Raw genomic sequence first — 14,953 nt, 5'->3', positions numbered from 1 at the left:
GGTCCCTCCCTCGTCGCCCCACGTCCTTCCCGGGGCGTCCTGCTGAGTGAATGCTCGGTGTTTACGGGTTTCGGAGCGACCGTACGTCACACCATGACCCCTGGCGCACGGTAGCTTTTTCCCGTGGCGTTTCGGCCGCAGGTGCCGCTACGCAATGTCCATTATTTTCCGTTACATTACATCACGTCACATACTGTCCGTTTTCTGGAGTTTATTCCCGACCTCGTCCCACACTGGAGGTCCCGGTGACGACACGTGGAGTTCTGTACGTGCATTCCGCACCGCGCGCGCTCTGCCCGCACGTGGAATGGGCTGTTGCGGGCGTGCTCGGGGTGCGGGTGAACCTCGACTGGATCAGGCAGCCCGCCTCCCCCGGCACCTGGAGAGCCGAGTTCTCCTGGCAGGCCGAGGCCGGCACCGCCTCGAAACTCGCCTCCGCCCTGCGCGGCTGGCACCTGCTCCGCTTCGAGGTGACCGCCGAACCCTGCCCGACCGCCGAGGGCGAGCGCTACAGCTCCACCCCCGAACTCGGCATCTTCCACGCCGTCACCGGCATGCACGGCGACATCCTGATCCCCGAGGACCGGCTGCGCGCCGCCCTGGCCCGCTCCGCGCGCGGCGAGACCGAGCTGGAGGCGGAGATCGCCAAGCTGCTCGGCAAGCCCTGGGACGACGAGCTGGAGCCCTTCCGCTACGCCGGCGAGGGGGCCCCGGTCCGCTGGCTCCACCAGGTGGTCTAGCCGCCCGGTACGACGAAGGCCCACCCGGCGTCCGGGTGGGCCTTCGTCGTACCGGTTACGGCTGCGGGCGCACTACACGGTGCGGAACGCCAGGGAGACGTTGTGGCCGCCGAAGCCGAAGGAGTTGTTGATCGCGGCGATCGGGCCGTCGACGGGCAGCTTGCGGGCCTCGCCGCGCACGATGTCCGCGTCGATCTCGTCGTCCAGGTCGTCGATGTTGATCGTCGGCGGAGCGATCCGGTGGTACAGCGCCAGGACGGTCGCCACCGTCTCGATGCCGCCCGCGCCGCCCAGCAGGTGACCGGTCATCGACTTGGTCGCGGAGATGGCGACGTGGTCGAGGTCGTCGCCGAGGACCTTGCGCAGGGCCTTCAGCTCGGCCGTGTCACCCTGCGGGGTGGACGTGGCGTGCGCGTTGACGTGGACGAGCTCGGACGGGTCCAGGTCCGTGTTGTCGAGCAGGTTCTGCACGGCGGCCGCGACACCGCGGCCCGTCGGCTCCGGCTGCGCGATGTGGTGGCTGTCCGCGGACAGGCCCTGGCCGAGCACCTCGCAGTAGACGCGGGCGCCGCGCCGGGCGGCGTGCTCGGCGGACTCCAGGACCACGACGCCGGCGCCCTCGCCGAGGACGAAGCCGTCGCGGGCCTTGTCGTACGGGCGGGAGGCCGTGGTCGGGCTCTCGTTGTTCTTGGACATCGCCATCATGTTGGCGAACGCCGCGATCGGCAGCGGGTGGATGGCCGCCTCGGTGCCGCCGGCGACGACCACGTCGGCACGGCCGGTGCGGATCATCTCGACGGCGTAGCCGATGGCCTCGGCGCCGGACGCGCACGCGCTGACGGGGGTGTGGACACCGGCGCGGGCGTTGACTTCCAGGCCGACGTTGGCCGAGGGGCCGTTCGGCATGAGCATGGGGACGGTGTGCGGGGAGACCCGGCGCACGCCCTTTTCCTTCAGTACGTCGTACTGGTCGAGCAGGGTGGTGACGCCGCCGATACCGGAGGCGATCACGGTGCCCAGACGCTCGGGGACGATCGTCTCGTCCTCGCCCGCCGGAGCGGTGTAACCCGCGTCGGCCCAGGCCTCACGGGCCGCGATGAGGGCGAACTGCGCGGAGCGGTCGAGCTTGCGGGCCAGCGGGCGGGGCAGTACCTCGCTCGGGTCCACTGCGGCCTGGGCGGCGATGCGGACCGGCAGTTCGGCGAAGCGCTCGCCCTCCAGGGGCGAGACGCCGGACCGGCCGGCGAGCAGACCTTCCCAGGTCGAAGCGCTGTCGCCACCCAGCGGAGTGGTTGCGCCGATACCGGTGACGACCACGGTGCGATTGGTCGGGCTCACAGGAATTCTTTCTCCACGTCTCAGGGGGTGCTGAATTGTCACGGCGCCACCGCGGGGTGGCGACAAACGCTCGTCAGGCTCAGGCGTCCTGGTGCTTCAGGATGTAGGCGGCGGCGTCGCCGACCGTCTTGAGGTTCTTGACGTCCTCGTCGGGGATCTTGACGTCGAAGCGCTCCTCGGCGGCGACGACGACCTCGACCATGGACAGCGAGTCGACGTCCAGGTCGTCGGTGAAGGACTTGTCGATCTCGACGTCCTCGACCGGGATGCCCGCGATCTCGTTGACGATCTCCGCGAGACCCTCGACGATTTCTTCCTGCGTGGCGGCCATGTGGCGCTCCTTCTGTAGCTAGCTAGCTGGTGGTTCAGGTCCGGGAAGTGATCCGGGCCCTAGGGGAGGGTAACGACCGTGGCGGCGTAGACGAGCCCCGCCCCGAAGCCGATGACGAGCGCGGTGTCGCCGCTCTTCGCCGCTCCGGTCGCCAGGAGCCGCTCCATGGCGAGCGGGATCGAGGCGGCCGACGTGTTGCCGGTGGTTTCCACGTCACGGGCGACCGTGACGTGCTCCGGCAGCTTGAGAGTCTTCACCATCGAGTCGATGATCCGCATGTTGGCCTGGTGCGGGATGAAGACGTCCAGGTCCTCGGCGGTGATCCCGGCGGCGTCGAGCGCCTGCTGGGCCACCTTCGCCATCTCGAAGACGGCCCAGCGGAAGACCGCCTGACCCTCCTGGGTGATGGCCGGGAACTTCTGGGCGGTGTCCGTGCTGCGGAACTCGTCCCACGGGACGGTCTGCTTGATGGTCTCGGACTTGTCGCCCTCCGAACCCCACACCGTGGGGCCGATGGCCGGTTCGGCCGAGGGGCCGACGACCACGGCTCCGGCGCCGTCGCCGAACAGGAAGGCCGTCGCCCGGTCCTCCAGGTCCGTCAGGTCCGACAGCCGCTCGACCCCGATGACGAGGACGTACTCGGCGGAACCCTCCACCACCATGCCCTTGGCGAGGGTCAGGCCGTAGCCGAAGCCGGCACAGCCCGCGGAGATGTCGAAGGCGGCGGGCTTGCCCGCGCCGATCCGGTGCGCGATCTCGGTCGCGACGGCCGGGGTCTGCTTGAAGTGCGAGACCGTCGAGACGATCACGGCACCGATCTGCTCGGGGGAGATCCCGGCGTCGGCGAGCGCCTTGCCGGAGGCCTCCACCGACATCGCGGCGACGGTCTCCTGGGGCGAGGCCCAGTGCCGGGAGGCGATCCCGGAGCGGGAGCGGATCCACTCGTCGGAGGAGTCGATCGTTTCGAGGATGACCTCGTTGGGCACCACGCGGGTCGGGCGGTAGCCGCCGACACCGAGGATGCGGGCGTACGGGGAGCCCTTGGCCGGCTTGATCTTGGACATGCTGTGTGGGCTCCTACTCTCAGGCCGTCTGCTCGGCGATGAGCTTCGCGGCCTTGTCGAGGTCGTCCGGCGTCTTCAGCGCCACGTTCGGCACGCCCTTGAGCGCGCGCTTGGCCAGACCCGTCAGGGTGCCGCCGGGGCTCAGCTCGACGATCCCGGTGACGCCCAGCGTGGAGAAGGTCTCCATGCACAGGTCCCAGCGCACCGGGTTCGCGACCTGGCCGACCAGGCGGGCGACGACGTCGGCGCCCGACTCGACCACGAGACCGTCCCTGTTGGACACGTACTTCAGCGCCGGGTCCGCCGGGGCGAGGGCCTTCGCGGCCTCGGCCAGCGTGGCGACCGCGGGCGCCATGTGGTGCGTGTGGAAGGCGCCCGCGACCTTGAGGGCGACGACCTTCATCGAGCCCTCGGGCTTGTCCGCGACCAGGGCCTCGATCTGCTCGGCGGTGCCCGCGGCCACGATCTGGCCCGCGCCGTTGATGTTGGCCGGGGTCAGTCCGAGCTTCTCCAGGTGGGCGACGACCACGTCCTGGTCACCGCCCAGGACCGCGGCCATGCCCGTCCGGGTGACGGCAGCGGCGTCCGCCATCGCCAGCCCGCGGGTACGGACGAACGACAGCGCCTCGCCCTCGCCCAGCACACCGGCGTAGGCGGCCGCGGTGATCTCACCGACGCTGTGGCCGGCGACGGCACCGAAGGCCGTCGGGGCGCCCAGCGCGGAAGCGGACAGCAGGCCGGCCGCGACCAGCAGGGGCTGGGCCACCGCCGTGTCGCGGATCTCGTCCTCGTCGGCCTTGGTGCCGTAGTGGACGAGGTCCAGCCCGATGGCGTCGGACCACCCCGCGACGCGTTCGGCGGCGCCGGGGAGTTCGAGCCAGGGAGTCAGGAAGCCGGGCGTCTGAGCGCCTTGGCCGGGAGCGACGAGTACGAGCACCCTCACACTCTCTCTTGTGGGTGGTCTCCGCCGCCCGTGGGGACAGGGACGAAGAACCGTCGGGGTAATTGTTGATGTCCGACAAAAGTCTAGGGCTGCTGATCTCCGTCGGCCAGACGCCCGAGGATCAGGGCGATCCGCAGCGTGAACGCGGAACGGACATCGGAGGGTGACCATCCGGTGACGTCCGTCACACGTCGGAGCCGGTAGCGCACCGTGTTGGGGTGCACGAAGAGCATCCGGGCCGCCCCCTCCAGGCTGCTCGCCTGCTCCAGGTAGACGCTCAGCGTCTCCAGCAGTGCCGAGCCCGCCTCTTCCAGAGGTCTGTAGATCTCCTCCACCAGCTGCTCCCTCGCCGAGGGATCCGAGGCGATCGCGCGCTCGGGCAGGAGATCGTCCGCCAGAACCGGACGCGGCGCGTCCTGCCAGGCCGTGCAGGCCTTGAGACCGGCCGCGGCCGCCTGCGCGGACTTCGTCGCGTTCAGCAGGTCCGGGACCACCGGACCGGCCACCACCGGACCGGCGGCGAACGGGCCGATCAGCGACTTCGCCACCTGGATCGGGTTGTCGCTGCCGCCCGCGATCACCACCAGCCGGTCGCCCAGCACCCCGGTGAGCACCTGGAGCTTGTGGTGCCGGGCCGCGCGGCGGATCGCCTCGACCGTCAGCTCGCTGTCCCCCTCCGGGGCGGTGCCCAGGACCACGCACACGTGCTCCGGGGAGTTCCAGCCGAGCGCCGCGGCCCGCGACAGGGCGCCCTCGTCCGCCTCGCCCGACAGCACGGCGTTGACGACGAGCGACTCCAGCCGGGCGTCCCACGCCCCGCGCGCCTCGGCGGCCTGCGCGTACACCTGGGCCGTCGCGAAGGCGATCTCCCGGGCGTACACGAGCAGCGCCTCGCGCAGGATCGACTCGTCGCCGGGGGCCGCCACCTCGTCGATCGCGGCCTCCATGACCTCGATCGTCGTACGGACCATCTCGACGGTCTGGCGCAGGGTGATCGCCCGCGTCAGCTCCCGCGGCGCCGTGCCGAAGACGTCGGTGGAGATCGCCTGCGGGGTCTCCGGGTGCCGGAACCACTCCGTGAACGCGGCGATGCCGGCCTGGGCGACCAGGCCGATCCACGACCGGTTCTCCGGAGGCATCGCCCGGTACCACGGCAGGGCCTCGTCCATGCGCGCGATGGCGTTGGCGGCGAGCCGGCCGGAGGACTTCTCCAGCCGGCGCAGCGTCGCCGCGTGCGGATGCACCGGATGCGCGGGACGGGTCTCGGGGGAATGCTCACGTTCGGGTTGGGGCACGGGACAAGACTGCCTTATCGACGGCCGGGCGCGGACTCGGGTACCGGCCCCGCACCCCGGCAGGCGGCTACGGTGGCTCCCATGATCGATGTACGCCGCGCCGCGGACCGGTACGCGGGAGGGGATCCGGGCACCGGGATCACCACCCGGCACGCCTTCTCCTTCGGGTCCTTCTACGACCCGGACAACATCCGCTTCGGCCCGGTGCTCGCCTGCAACGAGGAGCTGCTCGCCCCCGGCTCCGGCTTCGACGAGCACCCGCACAGCCACACCGAGATCGTGACCTGGGTGGTGGAGGGCGAGCTCACCCACCGCGACAGCACCACCGGCCACACCGGCACCGTCCGGCCCGGGGACGTCCAGCGCCTCGGCTCCGGGAGCGGGGCCCGGCACGTGGAGCGCAACGACGGCGACCGGCCGCTGCGGTTCGTACAGACGTGGCTCGCCCCGCTGGCCGCGGGCGGCGACCCGACGTACGAGGTCGTACGGGGCCTCGCGGACGGTACCCCGTACGAGGTCCCGGCGGCCGGCGCGGTGCTGCACGTGCGGCGGCCCGGCGCGGGCGAGCGGGTCCCCGTACCGGACGCCGAGCGGGTCTACCTGCACGTGGTGCACGGGGACCTGCGCCTCGACGGGGCGGAGCTGGGCCCCGGGGACTCGGCGCGGATCACCGGCGAGAAGAACCTGGAGGTCACGGCCGGTTCCCCCGGCGAACTGCTGATCTGGGAACTGCCGGCCTAGCCGGCCCGGCGGGCGCGGAGTTCCGCGAGGACCGCGTCGGTGAAGGGGGTCCACGCCTCCACGGCCCAGGGGCCGAAGGCGCGGTCCGTCAGCGCGACGCAGGCGGCGCGCACGTCCGGGTCCACCCACAGGAAGGTGCCGGACTGGCCGAAGTGCCCGAAGGCGCGCGGGGAGGAGGTGAGCCCCGTCCAGTGCGGGGACTTGCCGTCGCGGATCTCCAGGCCGAGCCCCCAGTCGTTGGGCGACTGGTGCCCGTAGCCCGGCAGGACGCCCTTGAGGCCGGGGTGGACCACGGAGGTGGCCTCGGCGACGGTGCGTACGTCCAGCAGCCGGGGCGCCTGGAGTTCGGCGGCGAAGCGCACCAGGTCGGAGACGGTGGAGACGCCGTCCTTGGCGGGGGAGCCCTCCAGGCTGGAGGAGGCCATGCCCAGCGGTTCGAAGACGGCCTCGCGCAGATAGTCGGCGAAGGGGATCCCGGTGGCCTTCGCGAGGTGGTCGCCGAGCACCTCGAAACCGGCGTTGGAGTACAGCCGTCGCTGCCCGGGCGGGGCCGTCGCGCGGTGCTCGTCGAAGGCCAGGCCACTGGTGTGGGCCAGGAGGTGACGGACCGTCGAGCCCTCGGGGCCGGCCGGCTCGTCCAGCTCGACCGCCCCCTCCTCGTACGCGACGAGGACCGCGTACGCGGCGAGCGGCTTGGTGACCGAGGCCAGCGGGAAACGGCGGTCCACCGGCCCGTGGGAGCCGGCCAGGCTCCCGTCCGCGCGCACGACGGCCACCGCCGCGGTGGGCACCGGCCAGTTCTCCACGGCCCGCAGGCTCTCCAGGCTGTTGACGCCCTCCATGCTCTCCATGGCCCCGAGCCTACTTGCTTGGAGTGCACTCCAGGGTTCTAGCGTTGCGGTCATGAACCTGACGGAGGCGCGGTACACGATCAGCGAGGTCGAGGCGCGGACCGGTCTGACCCAGCACACGCTGCGCTGGTACGAGCGGATCGGCCTGATGCCGCACGTGGACCGCTCCCACTCCGGACAGCGGCGGTTCAGCGACAAGGACCTCGGATGGCTGGCCTTCGTGGGCAAGCTGCGCGCCACCGGCATGTCGGTGGCGGACATGGTCCGGTACGCCGAGCTCGTCCGCGAGGGGGACCACACGGTCGACGAGCGCCGCGCGCTGCTGGAGCGGACCCGCCGGGAGGTCCTGGCGCGGGTCGCCGAGCTGACGGACGCGCTCGACGTCCTGGACCGCAAGATCGAGATGTACGCGCAGAACACCGCGGACGCGGTGGGCGCGGGAACGGGGAAGGCACAGTCATGACGGAGCAGACCACCATCGCACGCGCCGAGCTGGGCAAGGGCGGCCCGGTCGTCGGGATCCAGGGCCTCGGCTGCATGGGCATGAGCGAGTTCTACGGGGACACCGACGAGGCGGCGGCCCGCGAGACCCTGGAGGCGGCGCTGGCCGCCGGGGTCACCCTCTTCGACACGGCGGACGTCTACGGGCGGGGCGCGAACGAGGAGTTCCTGGCGCCCTTCGTGGCCGCGCACCGGGACGAGATCACCCTGGCGACGAAGTTCGCCATCGAGCGCAGTGACGACCCGGCCTACCGGGGCGTCCGCAACGACCGCGCGTACGTCCGCCAGGCCGTCGAGGGCAGCCTGCGGCGGCTCGGCGTGGACGTCATCGACCTCTACTACATGCACCGGCGCGACCCGGCGGTGCCCTTCGCCGAGTCGGTGGGCGCGATGGCCGAGCTGGTGCAGGAGGGCAAGGTGCGCCACCTGGGCCTCAGCGAGGTCACCGGTCCCGAGCTGCGCGAGGCGCACGCGGTGCACCCGATCGCGGCCCTGCAGTCGGAGTGGTCGCTGTTCAGCCGGGACGTGGAGCGCAGCGCGGTGGGCGCGGCGGCGGAGCTGGGCGTGGCGTTCGTGCCGTACTCGCCCCTCGGGCGCGGGTTCCTGACGGGGGCCTTCGCGGACGCGGCGGCCGAGCTGCCGGCGGAGGACTTCCGGCGCAGCCAGCCGCGCTTCACGGGGGAGAACGCCAAGGCCAACGCGGCCCTGCTGGCGCCCGTCCGGGAGATCGCCGCCGCGCACGGGGTGACGCCGGCGCAGGTCGCGCTGGCGTGGGTGCAGCAGCGGGCGTCGGTGCACGGGCTGACGGTGGTGCCGATCCCGGGAACCCGCAAGCCGGGGCGCCTCGCGGAGAACACGGCCGCGACGCGGATCAGCCTCACGGCTGCCGAGCTGGCCCTGCTGGAGCCCCTCGCGTCCCGCGTGGCGGGTGCCCGCTACCCGGACATGACCTTCACGTCGGACGCCCGGGAGTCCTGACCCGCCGGGGGCGGCCGCCGCGCGGCGCGGGGAGAACCGCTCCGCGCAGCGGGGCCCGCGGCCCCCGGCCGGCTACGCCCCGGCCGTGAAGCGGGCGCGGAGGGTTTCGTACTCCGCGTCCGTCAGCAGGCCCGTGCTGTGCAGCTCGCTGAGGTGCCGCAGCCGCTCCCCGGACACCCGCGCCCGTGGCACGGACCCCACCGGCGCCCGCTCCCGCAGCGCGGCGAGCACGGCGGCCGCGAACGGCAGCGACTCGTGCGCCGCCCCGTAGCCGACGCCGAACAACGCCGCCGCGAGGTCGTGGTCGGGGGCCGGCCGGGTCTCGGCGGCGTCCCGCGGCAGCAGCCGCAGGTGGCCGCCCCCGGGGCGGTCCGGGGACACCCACTCCACCCCGGTCAGCGCGGCGAGCGCGAACCTCTGGTCCCCGGCCCGCCACTTCGCGCTGCTGGCGCCCGTGCGCGACCAGTGGAACGTCACGGCCGAGCCGTCGAACCCCACCCGCGCGTCGTACGCCTTGAGCGTCAGCGGCGGCTGGGGGACCGTCACGAGGAAGCGTTCCGCCGGAGCGGAGCCGCCGGTCCCCAGCCGCTCGCGCAGGGCCTCCGCGAAGTCCGCGGCCTGCTCCGCCCGGTCGCCGGGCAGCACGAGCCGGTACGGGTCGCAGGACTCCTTCAGCTGCCCGGCGGCAGCCTCCATCAGCGGATCGGCCCCGGGCCGGGGCACGGCGCGCAGCACCACCCCCTCCCGCCGCCCGACTCCGGCCGCGGCGGTACCCACCGACACCCCGGACAGCGCTTCGAGGGGGATCCGGCGCTCGCCCAGCGCGTGCCAGAGCCTTGGAGTCCGTATCCCCCGTGCGAAGCGGATGAGCACCGAGTCCGAGTCGGCGTCGAACTCCCAGACGGCATGATTTCCGGCCAGTACGTCACCCATGCGGCACATGGTAAAGGGACGCGCCCCCGCGCGTCCCCCTCGTCATCCCGCCCTGTTTTTTCGACTTGCTACGGGTCCGGGGTGGACCGGCCGTCGTCAGTGACCGTCCGTGCCGGAAATTCCGCCCCGGCACTCGTCGCCGCCGTTCGCGCACGCGACGGAACCGAAACCGCCGGTTCCGATCTTGGCGAAGTTCTCCAGCGAGGCCGTGCCTGGCTCGAAATAGCCGGTGTGGCTGTGGGCCCCGGCCGAGGAGAGCAGCCTGGCTCCGAATCCGGCCGAGACCGGGTCCGCCCCGTGCCCGACCCCGCCGACCTCCAGGTGCGGTACGTCGGCGATCCAGTCGCCCTCGGCCCGCGTGGCCCACACCCGGGCGGAGGTGCGCAGCTCGGCGGCGTTCCCCACGCGCATGCCGGGGCTGCCGGCCACCACCACGTCGGTCACCCGGTCCGGCAGGGCGTGCGCGGCGACCCCGCACACCACCGAGCCGTAGCTGTGGCAGAACAGGGCCACGCTCGCCCGGCCGGGCAGCGCCGCGGCCAGGGCCTCCAGCCGTGCGGCGCCCTGCACGGCGAGCCGGCCGGTGGCGGCGTCCACCCCGACGCCGTCGGGGGCGACGTAGCCGGCCCAGGCGATGACGGCCGTACGGGCCGCGGGCGCGGCCGAGAGTTCGGCGTCATAGAGGGACTGCGCCATGCCGGCGGGGGCGGTCAGCCGGCGCTGGCTGCGTTCGAAGGTGAGGGCGTCGGTGTCCACGCCGGGCACGATCACCGAGACCCGGCGGGCCGCGTCGAGGTCGCCGAAGACCTCGGCGACCAGGCCGTCGCCGCTGGGGTCGAAGAGGAGGATCTGCCGGCCGGCCTCGGCGAGGGACTCGAACCGGTGGGCGCGGCGTATGGCGTTCGCGCGGTCGGCCGGGGTGAGGGCGACGTCCTTGCCCCGGGTCTCCTCCAGCCGCGCGGTCTGGGCGAGCGCGTTGTGGTTGGCCCGGTAGCGGGTCGCGGCGGGGGCGCCGTCGAGGTTGCCGACCACCAGCGGGTAGCCGTCGGCGAGACGGGCCCGCTGGGTGGCGTCGAGGCCGGCGAAGAAGCGGGCCACCGTCCGCACGGGGGCGTCGGCGGCGGGCACCGGACGGCCGTCGACCCGCGCCGTGGCCCACGCGGCGAGCGCGGCGGCGCGCGCCGGAACCGCGGTCTCCGGGCGGTGCACGGCCGTCCAGCCGGTCGTCGCCAGCATCAGGAAGACCACGCCGAGCGCGAGCAGCATGCGCAGGACGGCCGGGGGCGCGGGGGCGTCGGCGATGGGGTGGGCGGGGCGGCCGGGCAGGTTCACTGGAGCCAGACTAGGAGACCTCCGGAGCCAGTGGTATCAGGGGTGACGGGTCTCACGGCCGTCTGTGGTGGCCCTCACTCCGCCCGGTCACGCTCCGTCGCGACGGGGGTCGCACGGCGCTGTCGGCGGGGTGGCCGGAACCTGTCGTCGATTACTCCGGACGGCGCCAGTTCGCGGCCAGCGCGGGGCCGATCTGATCGAGGTAGGCCTCGGTCATCCGCCGGATCGCGGTCACGCTGACGTCCTCGCCCTGCCCCCAGAGCCGACCGGTGACCCGCATCACCCCGGAGAACGCGGCGACGGCGACCCGGGGCCGCGGGTCGGCGTCCAGGTCGAGCCCCTCGCGCTCGGCGATCAGCCGCGCGACCTGCTCCTCCAGCTCGGTCGAGCGGCGCAGGTGGACGGCGAGCAGGGCCGGGGTGGACTCGATCAGCCGGTAGGCCCGCATGTAGAGGTCGACCGGGACCAGCTCGGAGATGGCCTCGTCGAGGGTGTCCCAGGAGGCGAGCACCGCGTTGCGCATGGCCTCCAGCGGCGGCTCGTGCGCCGGGCGCTCGCTCAGCGCGGTGACGAAGTGGGACTCGACCAGGTCCTGGACGGCGAAGGCGACCTCCTCCTTGTTCGCGAAGTAGCGGAAGAAGGTGCGCTGGGAGACCTCTACCGTCTCGGTGATCTCGTCGACGGTCGTGCGCTCGTAGCCCTGCGAGACGAACAGCAGCAGCGCGGCGCGCAGCAGCGCGTCCCGGGTGCGCCGCTTCTTGCGCTCGCGCAGTCCGGCCGCCCGGGCGGGGCGCTCGTCGGTCATCACCGCGGGGGTCCTCTCTGATGCTGGATCTGACGCTGAGTGAGCGGTCAGGGTACCCGTGACGGAGCTGACAGCCACTGCCGCGTTAAGCCGTTTGTGAACTGTCAGTCGCTGACATAATCTGCTGTGCATGACTGGTCAGATCACCCTCGCCAAGGAAACGAGTCCGCCGCCGGTCCGCTCCGGTCTCCGCGGCCACCCGTGGCTGACCCTCTTCGCCGTGGCGATCGGGGTCATGATGGTCACCCTCGACGGCACGATCGTCGCCGTCGCCAACCCGGCGATCCAGAAGGACCTCGGCGCCAGCCTCGCCGAGGTGCAGTGGATCACCAACGGCTACCTGCTGGCCCTCGCCGTCTCCCTGATCACCGCCGGCAAGCTCGGCGACCGGTTCGGGCACCGCCAGACCTTCCTCATAGGCATCGCCGGCTTCGGGCTCTCCTCGGCGGTGATCGGCCTGTCCACCGGGGTCGGCCTCGTCATCGGCTTCCGCGTCGCCCAGGGGCTCTTCGGCGCCCTGCTGATGCCCGCGGCCCTCGGCCTGCTGCGCGCCACCTTCCCCGCCGAGAAGCTCAACATGGCCATCGGCATCTGGGGCATGGTCATCGGCGCCTCGACCGCCGCCGGGCCCATCGTCGGCGGACTGCTCGTCGAGCACGTCAGCTGGCAGTCCGTGTTCTTCATCAACGTGCCGGTCGGCATCGTCGCACTGGCCTTCGGCCTGTTCATCCTGCTCGACCACCGCGCGGAGAACGCCCCGCGCTCCTTCGACCTGCCGGGCATCGTGTTGCTGTCGGCCGCGATGTTCTCCCTGATCTGGGCGCTGATCAAGGCCGCCGAGTGGGGCTGGGGCGATGTGAAGACCCTGCTCTTCCTCCTCGGCTCCCTGGTCTGCTTCGCCCTCTTCGCCTTCTGGGAGACACGGGTCTCCGAGCCGCTGATCCCGCTCGGCATGTTCCGCTCGCTGGCCCTGTCCGCGGGCACCGTCCTGATGGTGCTGATGGCCTTCGCCTTCATGGGCGGCCTGTTCTTCGTCACCTTCTACCTGCAGAACGTCCACGGGATGAGCCCGGTCGACAGCGGCCTGCGGCTGCTGCCCCTCACCGGCATGATGATCATCGGCTCCCCGCTGGCCGGCGCCGCCATCACCAAGGTCGGCCCGCGCATCCCGCTGGTCGCCGGCATGGTGGCCACCGCCGTCGCCTGCTTCGGGATGTCCCGCCTCACCCCGGACACCGGCAGCCTCACCATGTCCCTCTGGTTCGCCCTGCTGGGCCTGGGCCTCGCGCCCGTGATGGTCGGCGCCACCGAGGTCATCGTGGGCAACGCCCCGCTGGAGCTCTCCGGTGTGGCCGGCGGCCTCCAGCAGGCCGCCATGCAGGTCGGCGGCAGCCTCGGCACCGCCGTCCTCGGAGCGGTCATGGCGGCCGAGGTCAGTGACACCTTCGGGGACAACTGGCAGCGGGCGGCCCTGCCCCCGCTCACCCCCGAACAGCTGGAACTCGCGGAGAAGGGCGTCCAGGTCGGCATCGCCCCGGTCCCGCCGGGGGTGCCCGAGCCCGTCGCCCAGACCATCTCCACCGTCGCGCACGAGACCTTCGTGTCCGGTATGAGCACGGCCTTCACCTGCGCCGGAGTGGTCGCGGTCCTCGCCGCCGTCGTCGCCTGCTTCACCAAGCGCGGCGAGCACGCCGAGGCCGGGGCGGGCGCGGCCCACATCTGAGCCGGACCACCCGCCGTTACGGCCGCGTCAACACCGCGCCCGCCACAGCCCCGCCGCAGCCGTGCGGCGGGGCTGTCGCCTATCAGGGTGGACCCGCCCGCAGCCTCTTCCGCTCGGACGTCGTCGCAGGTCAGCGTGGGGTCACGGAGCCTTCGGAAACCGTCCGGGGCCCGTCCGTCCACAAGGAGTTGACCCCGTCATGCGTACGTGGAGCACCGCACGCGTCACCACCCTCGCCGCCGCCCTCCTGGCCGCCTGCGCCCTCATCCCGTCCACCGCGACCGGCGCCCACGCGGCCGGCTCCCCGCCCTGCGCCACGGGGGAGCTCTGCCTGTGGGCGAAGCCGGACTTCAAGGGCACCCGGGCCGTCTACGACCTCAGCACCCTCGACATCAACAGCTGCACCGCTCTGCCCGCGGGACCGCCCGGCTACCAGGCCCTCGTCAACCGCACCGGCCGCCCGGTGACCACCTACCAGTCGGCCGAGTGCGCGGAGACCGGCGAGTTCCAGACCTACCCGGGCGACGGGATCATGCTGCCCCAGTCCCCCTACCAGATCAGGGCGTTCAAGGTGTGGGAGCGGTAGGCCCGGCCTGACCGGCGGCCGGCTCGGGGCCCTGGGCGGCCTGGACGGGCATCGCGCACCGGGAGCCGTGGCCCAGCCGCGCGACCTCGGCCCGCAGCGCCCGCACCTCTTCCTGGAGCTCCCGGACGGCCGCCAGCTGGAGCCGCTCCACCTGGTCGTCGCGCTCGAACCGGGCGATGAACCAGGCGGCGATGTTGGCGGTCACCACACCGAGCAGGGCGATCCCCGACAGCATCAGCCCCACCGCCAGGATCCGGCCCAGCCCGGTGGTGGGGGAGTGGTCCCCGTACCCGACGGTCGTCATGGTGGTGAAGGACCACCACACCGCGTCGCCCAGGTTCCTGATGTTCCCGTTCGGCGCGTCCCGCTCCACGCTCAGCACCGCGAGCGAGCCGAACATCAGCAGCCCGACCACCGCACCCGCCACGTACGTGGTCAGCCGGATCTGCGGGGCCATCCGCGCCCGCCGCCCCACCAGCATCAGCGTCGCCACCAGCCGCAGCAGCCGCAGCGGCTGCACCAGCGGCAGCACCACCGCCGCCAGGTCCAGCCAGTGCGTCCGTACGAAGACCTTCCGGTTCCCCGACAGCCCCAGCCGCACCACGTAGTCCACCGCGAAGGCCGCCCACACCGCCCACTCCGCATGGGTGCAGGCCCGGTGCACCGCTTCTCCCGCGTCCGGCGCGACGATAGGCACGGCGTAGGCGACGGCGAAGGCCACGGCGAGCACCAGCAGGGGGACCTGAGTACGGCGCTCCCACCGCGCCTGGCGGGAGGTTTCCTTCATGCCGA

Annotated in this window: 16 protein-coding genes; 6 read left to right on the top strand and 10 right to left on the bottom strand. The window is 72.6% G+C overall.

Features of this window, described 5'->3' with window-relative positions:
* Window positions 1-245 precede the first annotated feature (245 nt).
* Entirely contained in the window at window positions 246-740 is a 495-nt protein-coding gene (locus WDV06_RS09930) for a DUF3145 domain-containing protein (RefSeq protein ID WP_030657058.1), read from the top strand.
* 72 nt (window positions 741-812) lie between these two features.
* Here WDV06_RS09930 and fabF read toward each other — a convergent pair whose 3' ends face one another.
* The 5 genes from fabF to WDV06_RS09905 form a co-directional block, all read right to left on the bottom strand.
* The gene (gene fabF, locus WDV06_RS09925) at window positions 813-2,078 is read right to left on the bottom strand and encodes a beta-ketoacyl-ACP synthase II (protein WP_395509271.1); all 1,266 of its coding nucleotides are present in this window, start codon (window positions 2,076-2,078) and stop codon (window positions 813-815) included.
* A 79-nt stretch (window positions 2,079-2,157) separates the two neighbouring features.
* A complete protein-coding gene (locus tag WDV06_RS09920; protein WP_395509270.1) occupies window positions 2,158-2,409 on the bottom strand; it encodes an acyl carrier protein in 252 nt (83 codons plus the stop codon).
* A gap of 59 nt (window positions 2,410-2,468) precedes the next feature.
* Window positions 2,469-3,473, bottom strand: coding sequence for a ketoacyl-ACP synthase III (locus tag WDV06_RS09915; RefSeq protein WP_395509269.1), 1,005 nt, complete (start codon window positions 3,471-3,473; stop codon window positions 2,469-2,471).
* Between the two features lie 19 nt (window positions 3,474-3,492).
* Complete coding sequence (locus tag WDV06_RS09910; RefSeq protein ID WP_395509268.1) at window positions 3,493-4,410, bottom strand: ACP S-malonyltransferase; 918 nt, start codon at window positions 4,408-4,410, stop codon at window positions 3,493-3,495.
* An 89-nt stretch (window positions 4,411-4,499) separates the two neighbouring features.
* A complete protein-coding gene (locus tag WDV06_RS09905; protein ID WP_395509267.1) occupies window positions 4,500-5,711 on the bottom strand; it encodes a PucR family transcriptional regulator in 1,212 nt (403 codons plus the stop codon).
* 81 nt (window positions 5,712-5,792) lie between these two features.
* On the opposite strand from WDV06_RS09905, the gene WDV06_RS09900 reads away from it, so the two are divergent.
* The gene (locus tag WDV06_RS09900; protein ID WP_395509266.1) at window positions 5,793-6,452 is read left to right on the top strand and encodes a pirin family protein; all 660 of its coding nucleotides are present in this window, start codon (window positions 5,793-5,795) and stop codon (window positions 6,450-6,452) included.
* Here WDV06_RS09900 and WDV06_RS09895 read toward each other — a convergent pair.
* Window positions 6,449-7,276 carry a serine hydrolase domain-containing protein gene (locus WDV06_RS09895; RefSeq protein WP_395509314.1) on the bottom strand — a complete coding sequence of 276 codons (828 nt, stop codon included), beginning with the start codon at window positions 7,274-7,276 and terminating at the stop codon, window positions 6,449-6,451. The two genes, WDV06_RS09900 and WDV06_RS09895, sit on opposite strands and share 4 nt — an antisense overlap.
* A 79-nt stretch (window positions 7,277-7,355) precedes the next feature.
* On the opposite strand from WDV06_RS09895, the gene WDV06_RS09890 reads away from it, so the two are divergent.
* Window positions 7,356-7,766 (top strand): MerR family transcriptional regulator, encoded by a 411-nt coding sequence (locus WDV06_RS09890; RefSeq protein WP_463668210.1) that lies wholly within the window; start codon window positions 7,356-7,358, stop codon window positions 7,764-7,766.
* Window positions 7,763-8,782, top strand: coding sequence for an aldo/keto reductase (locus WDV06_RS09885; protein WP_395509264.1), 1,020 nt, complete (start codon window positions 7,763-7,765; stop codon window positions 8,780-8,782). The genes WDV06_RS09890 and WDV06_RS09885 overlap by 4 nt, the downstream gene beginning before the upstream one ends.
* 72 nt (window positions 8,783-8,854) lie before the next feature.
* On the opposite strand, the gene WDV06_RS09880 is transcribed toward WDV06_RS09885, so the two are convergent.
* The 3 genes from WDV06_RS09880 to WDV06_RS09870 all read right to left on the bottom strand — a co-directional run bounded on the left by WDV06_RS09880 (window position 8,855) and on the right by WDV06_RS09870 (window position 11,852).
* Window positions 8,855-9,715 carry a DUF4429 domain-containing protein gene (locus tag WDV06_RS09880; protein ID WP_395509263.1) on the bottom strand — a complete coding sequence of 287 codons (861 nt, stop codon included), beginning with the start codon at window positions 9,713-9,715 and terminating at the stop codon, window positions 8,855-8,857.
* A 96-nt stretch (window positions 9,716-9,811) separates the two neighbouring features.
* Window positions 9,812-10,981 (bottom strand): alpha/beta hydrolase, encoded by a 1,170-nt coding sequence (locus WDV06_RS09875; protein WP_395509313.1) that lies wholly within the window; start codon window positions 10,979-10,981, stop codon window positions 9,812-9,814.
* A 217-nt stretch (window positions 10,982-11,198) separates the two neighbouring features.
* Window positions 11,199-11,852: a TetR/AcrR family transcriptional regulator gene (locus tag WDV06_RS09870; RefSeq protein ID WP_395509262.1), complete on the bottom strand. Its 654-nt coding sequence runs from the start codon at window positions 11,850-11,852 to the stop codon at window positions 11,199-11,201.
* A 130-nt stretch (window positions 11,853-11,982) separates the two neighbouring features.
* Here WDV06_RS09870 and WDV06_RS09865 point away from each other — a divergent pair, with 130 nt between their 5' ends.
* The gene (locus tag WDV06_RS09865; protein WP_395509261.1) at window positions 11,983-13,575 is read left to right on the top strand and encodes an MFS transporter; all 1,593 of its coding nucleotides are present in this window, start codon (window positions 11,983-11,985) and stop codon (window positions 13,573-13,575) included.
* Window positions 13,576-13,774: 199 nt separating this feature from the next.
* Window positions 13,775-14,161 carry a peptidase inhibitor family I36 protein gene (locus WDV06_RS09860; protein ID WP_395509260.1) on the top strand — a complete coding sequence of 129 codons (387 nt, stop codon included), beginning with the start codon at window positions 13,775-13,777 and terminating at the stop codon, window positions 14,159-14,161.
* On the opposite strand, the gene WDV06_RS09855 is transcribed toward WDV06_RS09860, so the two are convergent.
* A complete protein-coding gene (locus WDV06_RS09855) occupies window positions 14,142-14,948 on the bottom strand; it encodes an ion channel (protein WP_395509259.1) in 807 nt (268 codons plus the stop codon). The genes WDV06_RS09860 and WDV06_RS09855 overlap by 20 nt on opposite strands.
* Window positions 14,949-14,953: the final 5 nt, after the last annotated feature.

This window comes from Streptomyces racemochromogenes, assembly GCF_044129415.1.
Lineage (GTDB): Bacteria > Actinomycetota > Actinomycetes > Streptomycetales > Streptomycetaceae > Streptomyces > Streptomyces racemochromogenes_A.
This window is presented reverse-complemented; position numbering and strand designations above follow the sequence as displayed.

Excerpts from the sequence above, each read along its gene's own strand:
- WDV06_RS09900 (WP_395509266.1), top strand. The coding sequence starts at position 5,793 with ATGATCGATGTACGCCGCGCCGCGGACCGGTACGCGGGAGGGGATCCG.
- WDV06_RS09915 (WP_395509269.1), bottom strand. The coding sequence starts at position 3,473 with ATGTCCAAGATCAAGCCGGCCAAGGGCTCCCCGTACGCCCGCATCCTC.
- WDV06_RS09870 (WP_395509262.1), bottom strand. The coding sequence starts at position 11,852 with ATGACCGACGAGCGCCCCGCCCGGGCGGCCGGACTGCGCGAGCGCAAG.
- WDV06_RS09865 (WP_395509261.1), top strand. The coding sequence starts at position 11,983 with ATGACTGGTCAGATCACCCTCGCCAAGGAAACGAGTCCGCCGCCGGTC.
- WDV06_RS09890 (WP_463668210.1), top strand. The coding sequence starts at position 7,356 with ATGAACCTGACGGAGGCGCGGTACACGATCAGCGAGGTCGAGGCGCGG.
- WDV06_RS09880 (WP_395509263.1), bottom strand. The coding sequence starts at position 9,715 with ATGGGTGACGTACTGGCCGGAAATCATGCCGTCTGGGAGTTCGACGCC.
- WDV06_RS09920 (WP_395509270.1), bottom strand. The coding sequence starts at position 2,409 with ATGGCCGCCACGCAGGAAGAAATCGTCGAGGGTCTCGCGGAGATCGTC.
- WDV06_RS09860 (WP_395509260.1), top strand. The coding sequence starts at position 13,775 with ATGCGTACGTGGAGCACCGCACGCGTCACCACCCTCGCCGCCGCCCTC.
- WDV06_RS09885 (WP_395509264.1), top strand. The coding sequence starts at position 7,763 with ATGACGGAGCAGACCACCATCGCACGCGCCGAGCTGGGCAAGGGCGGC.
- WDV06_RS09875 (WP_395509313.1), bottom strand. The coding sequence starts at position 10,981 with ATGCTGCTCGCGCTCGGCGTGGTCTTCCTGATGCTGGCGACGACCGGC.
- WDV06_RS09855 (WP_395509259.1), bottom strand. The coding sequence starts at position 14,948 with ATGAAGGAAACCTCCCGCCAGGCGCGGTGGGAGCGCCGTACTCAGGTC.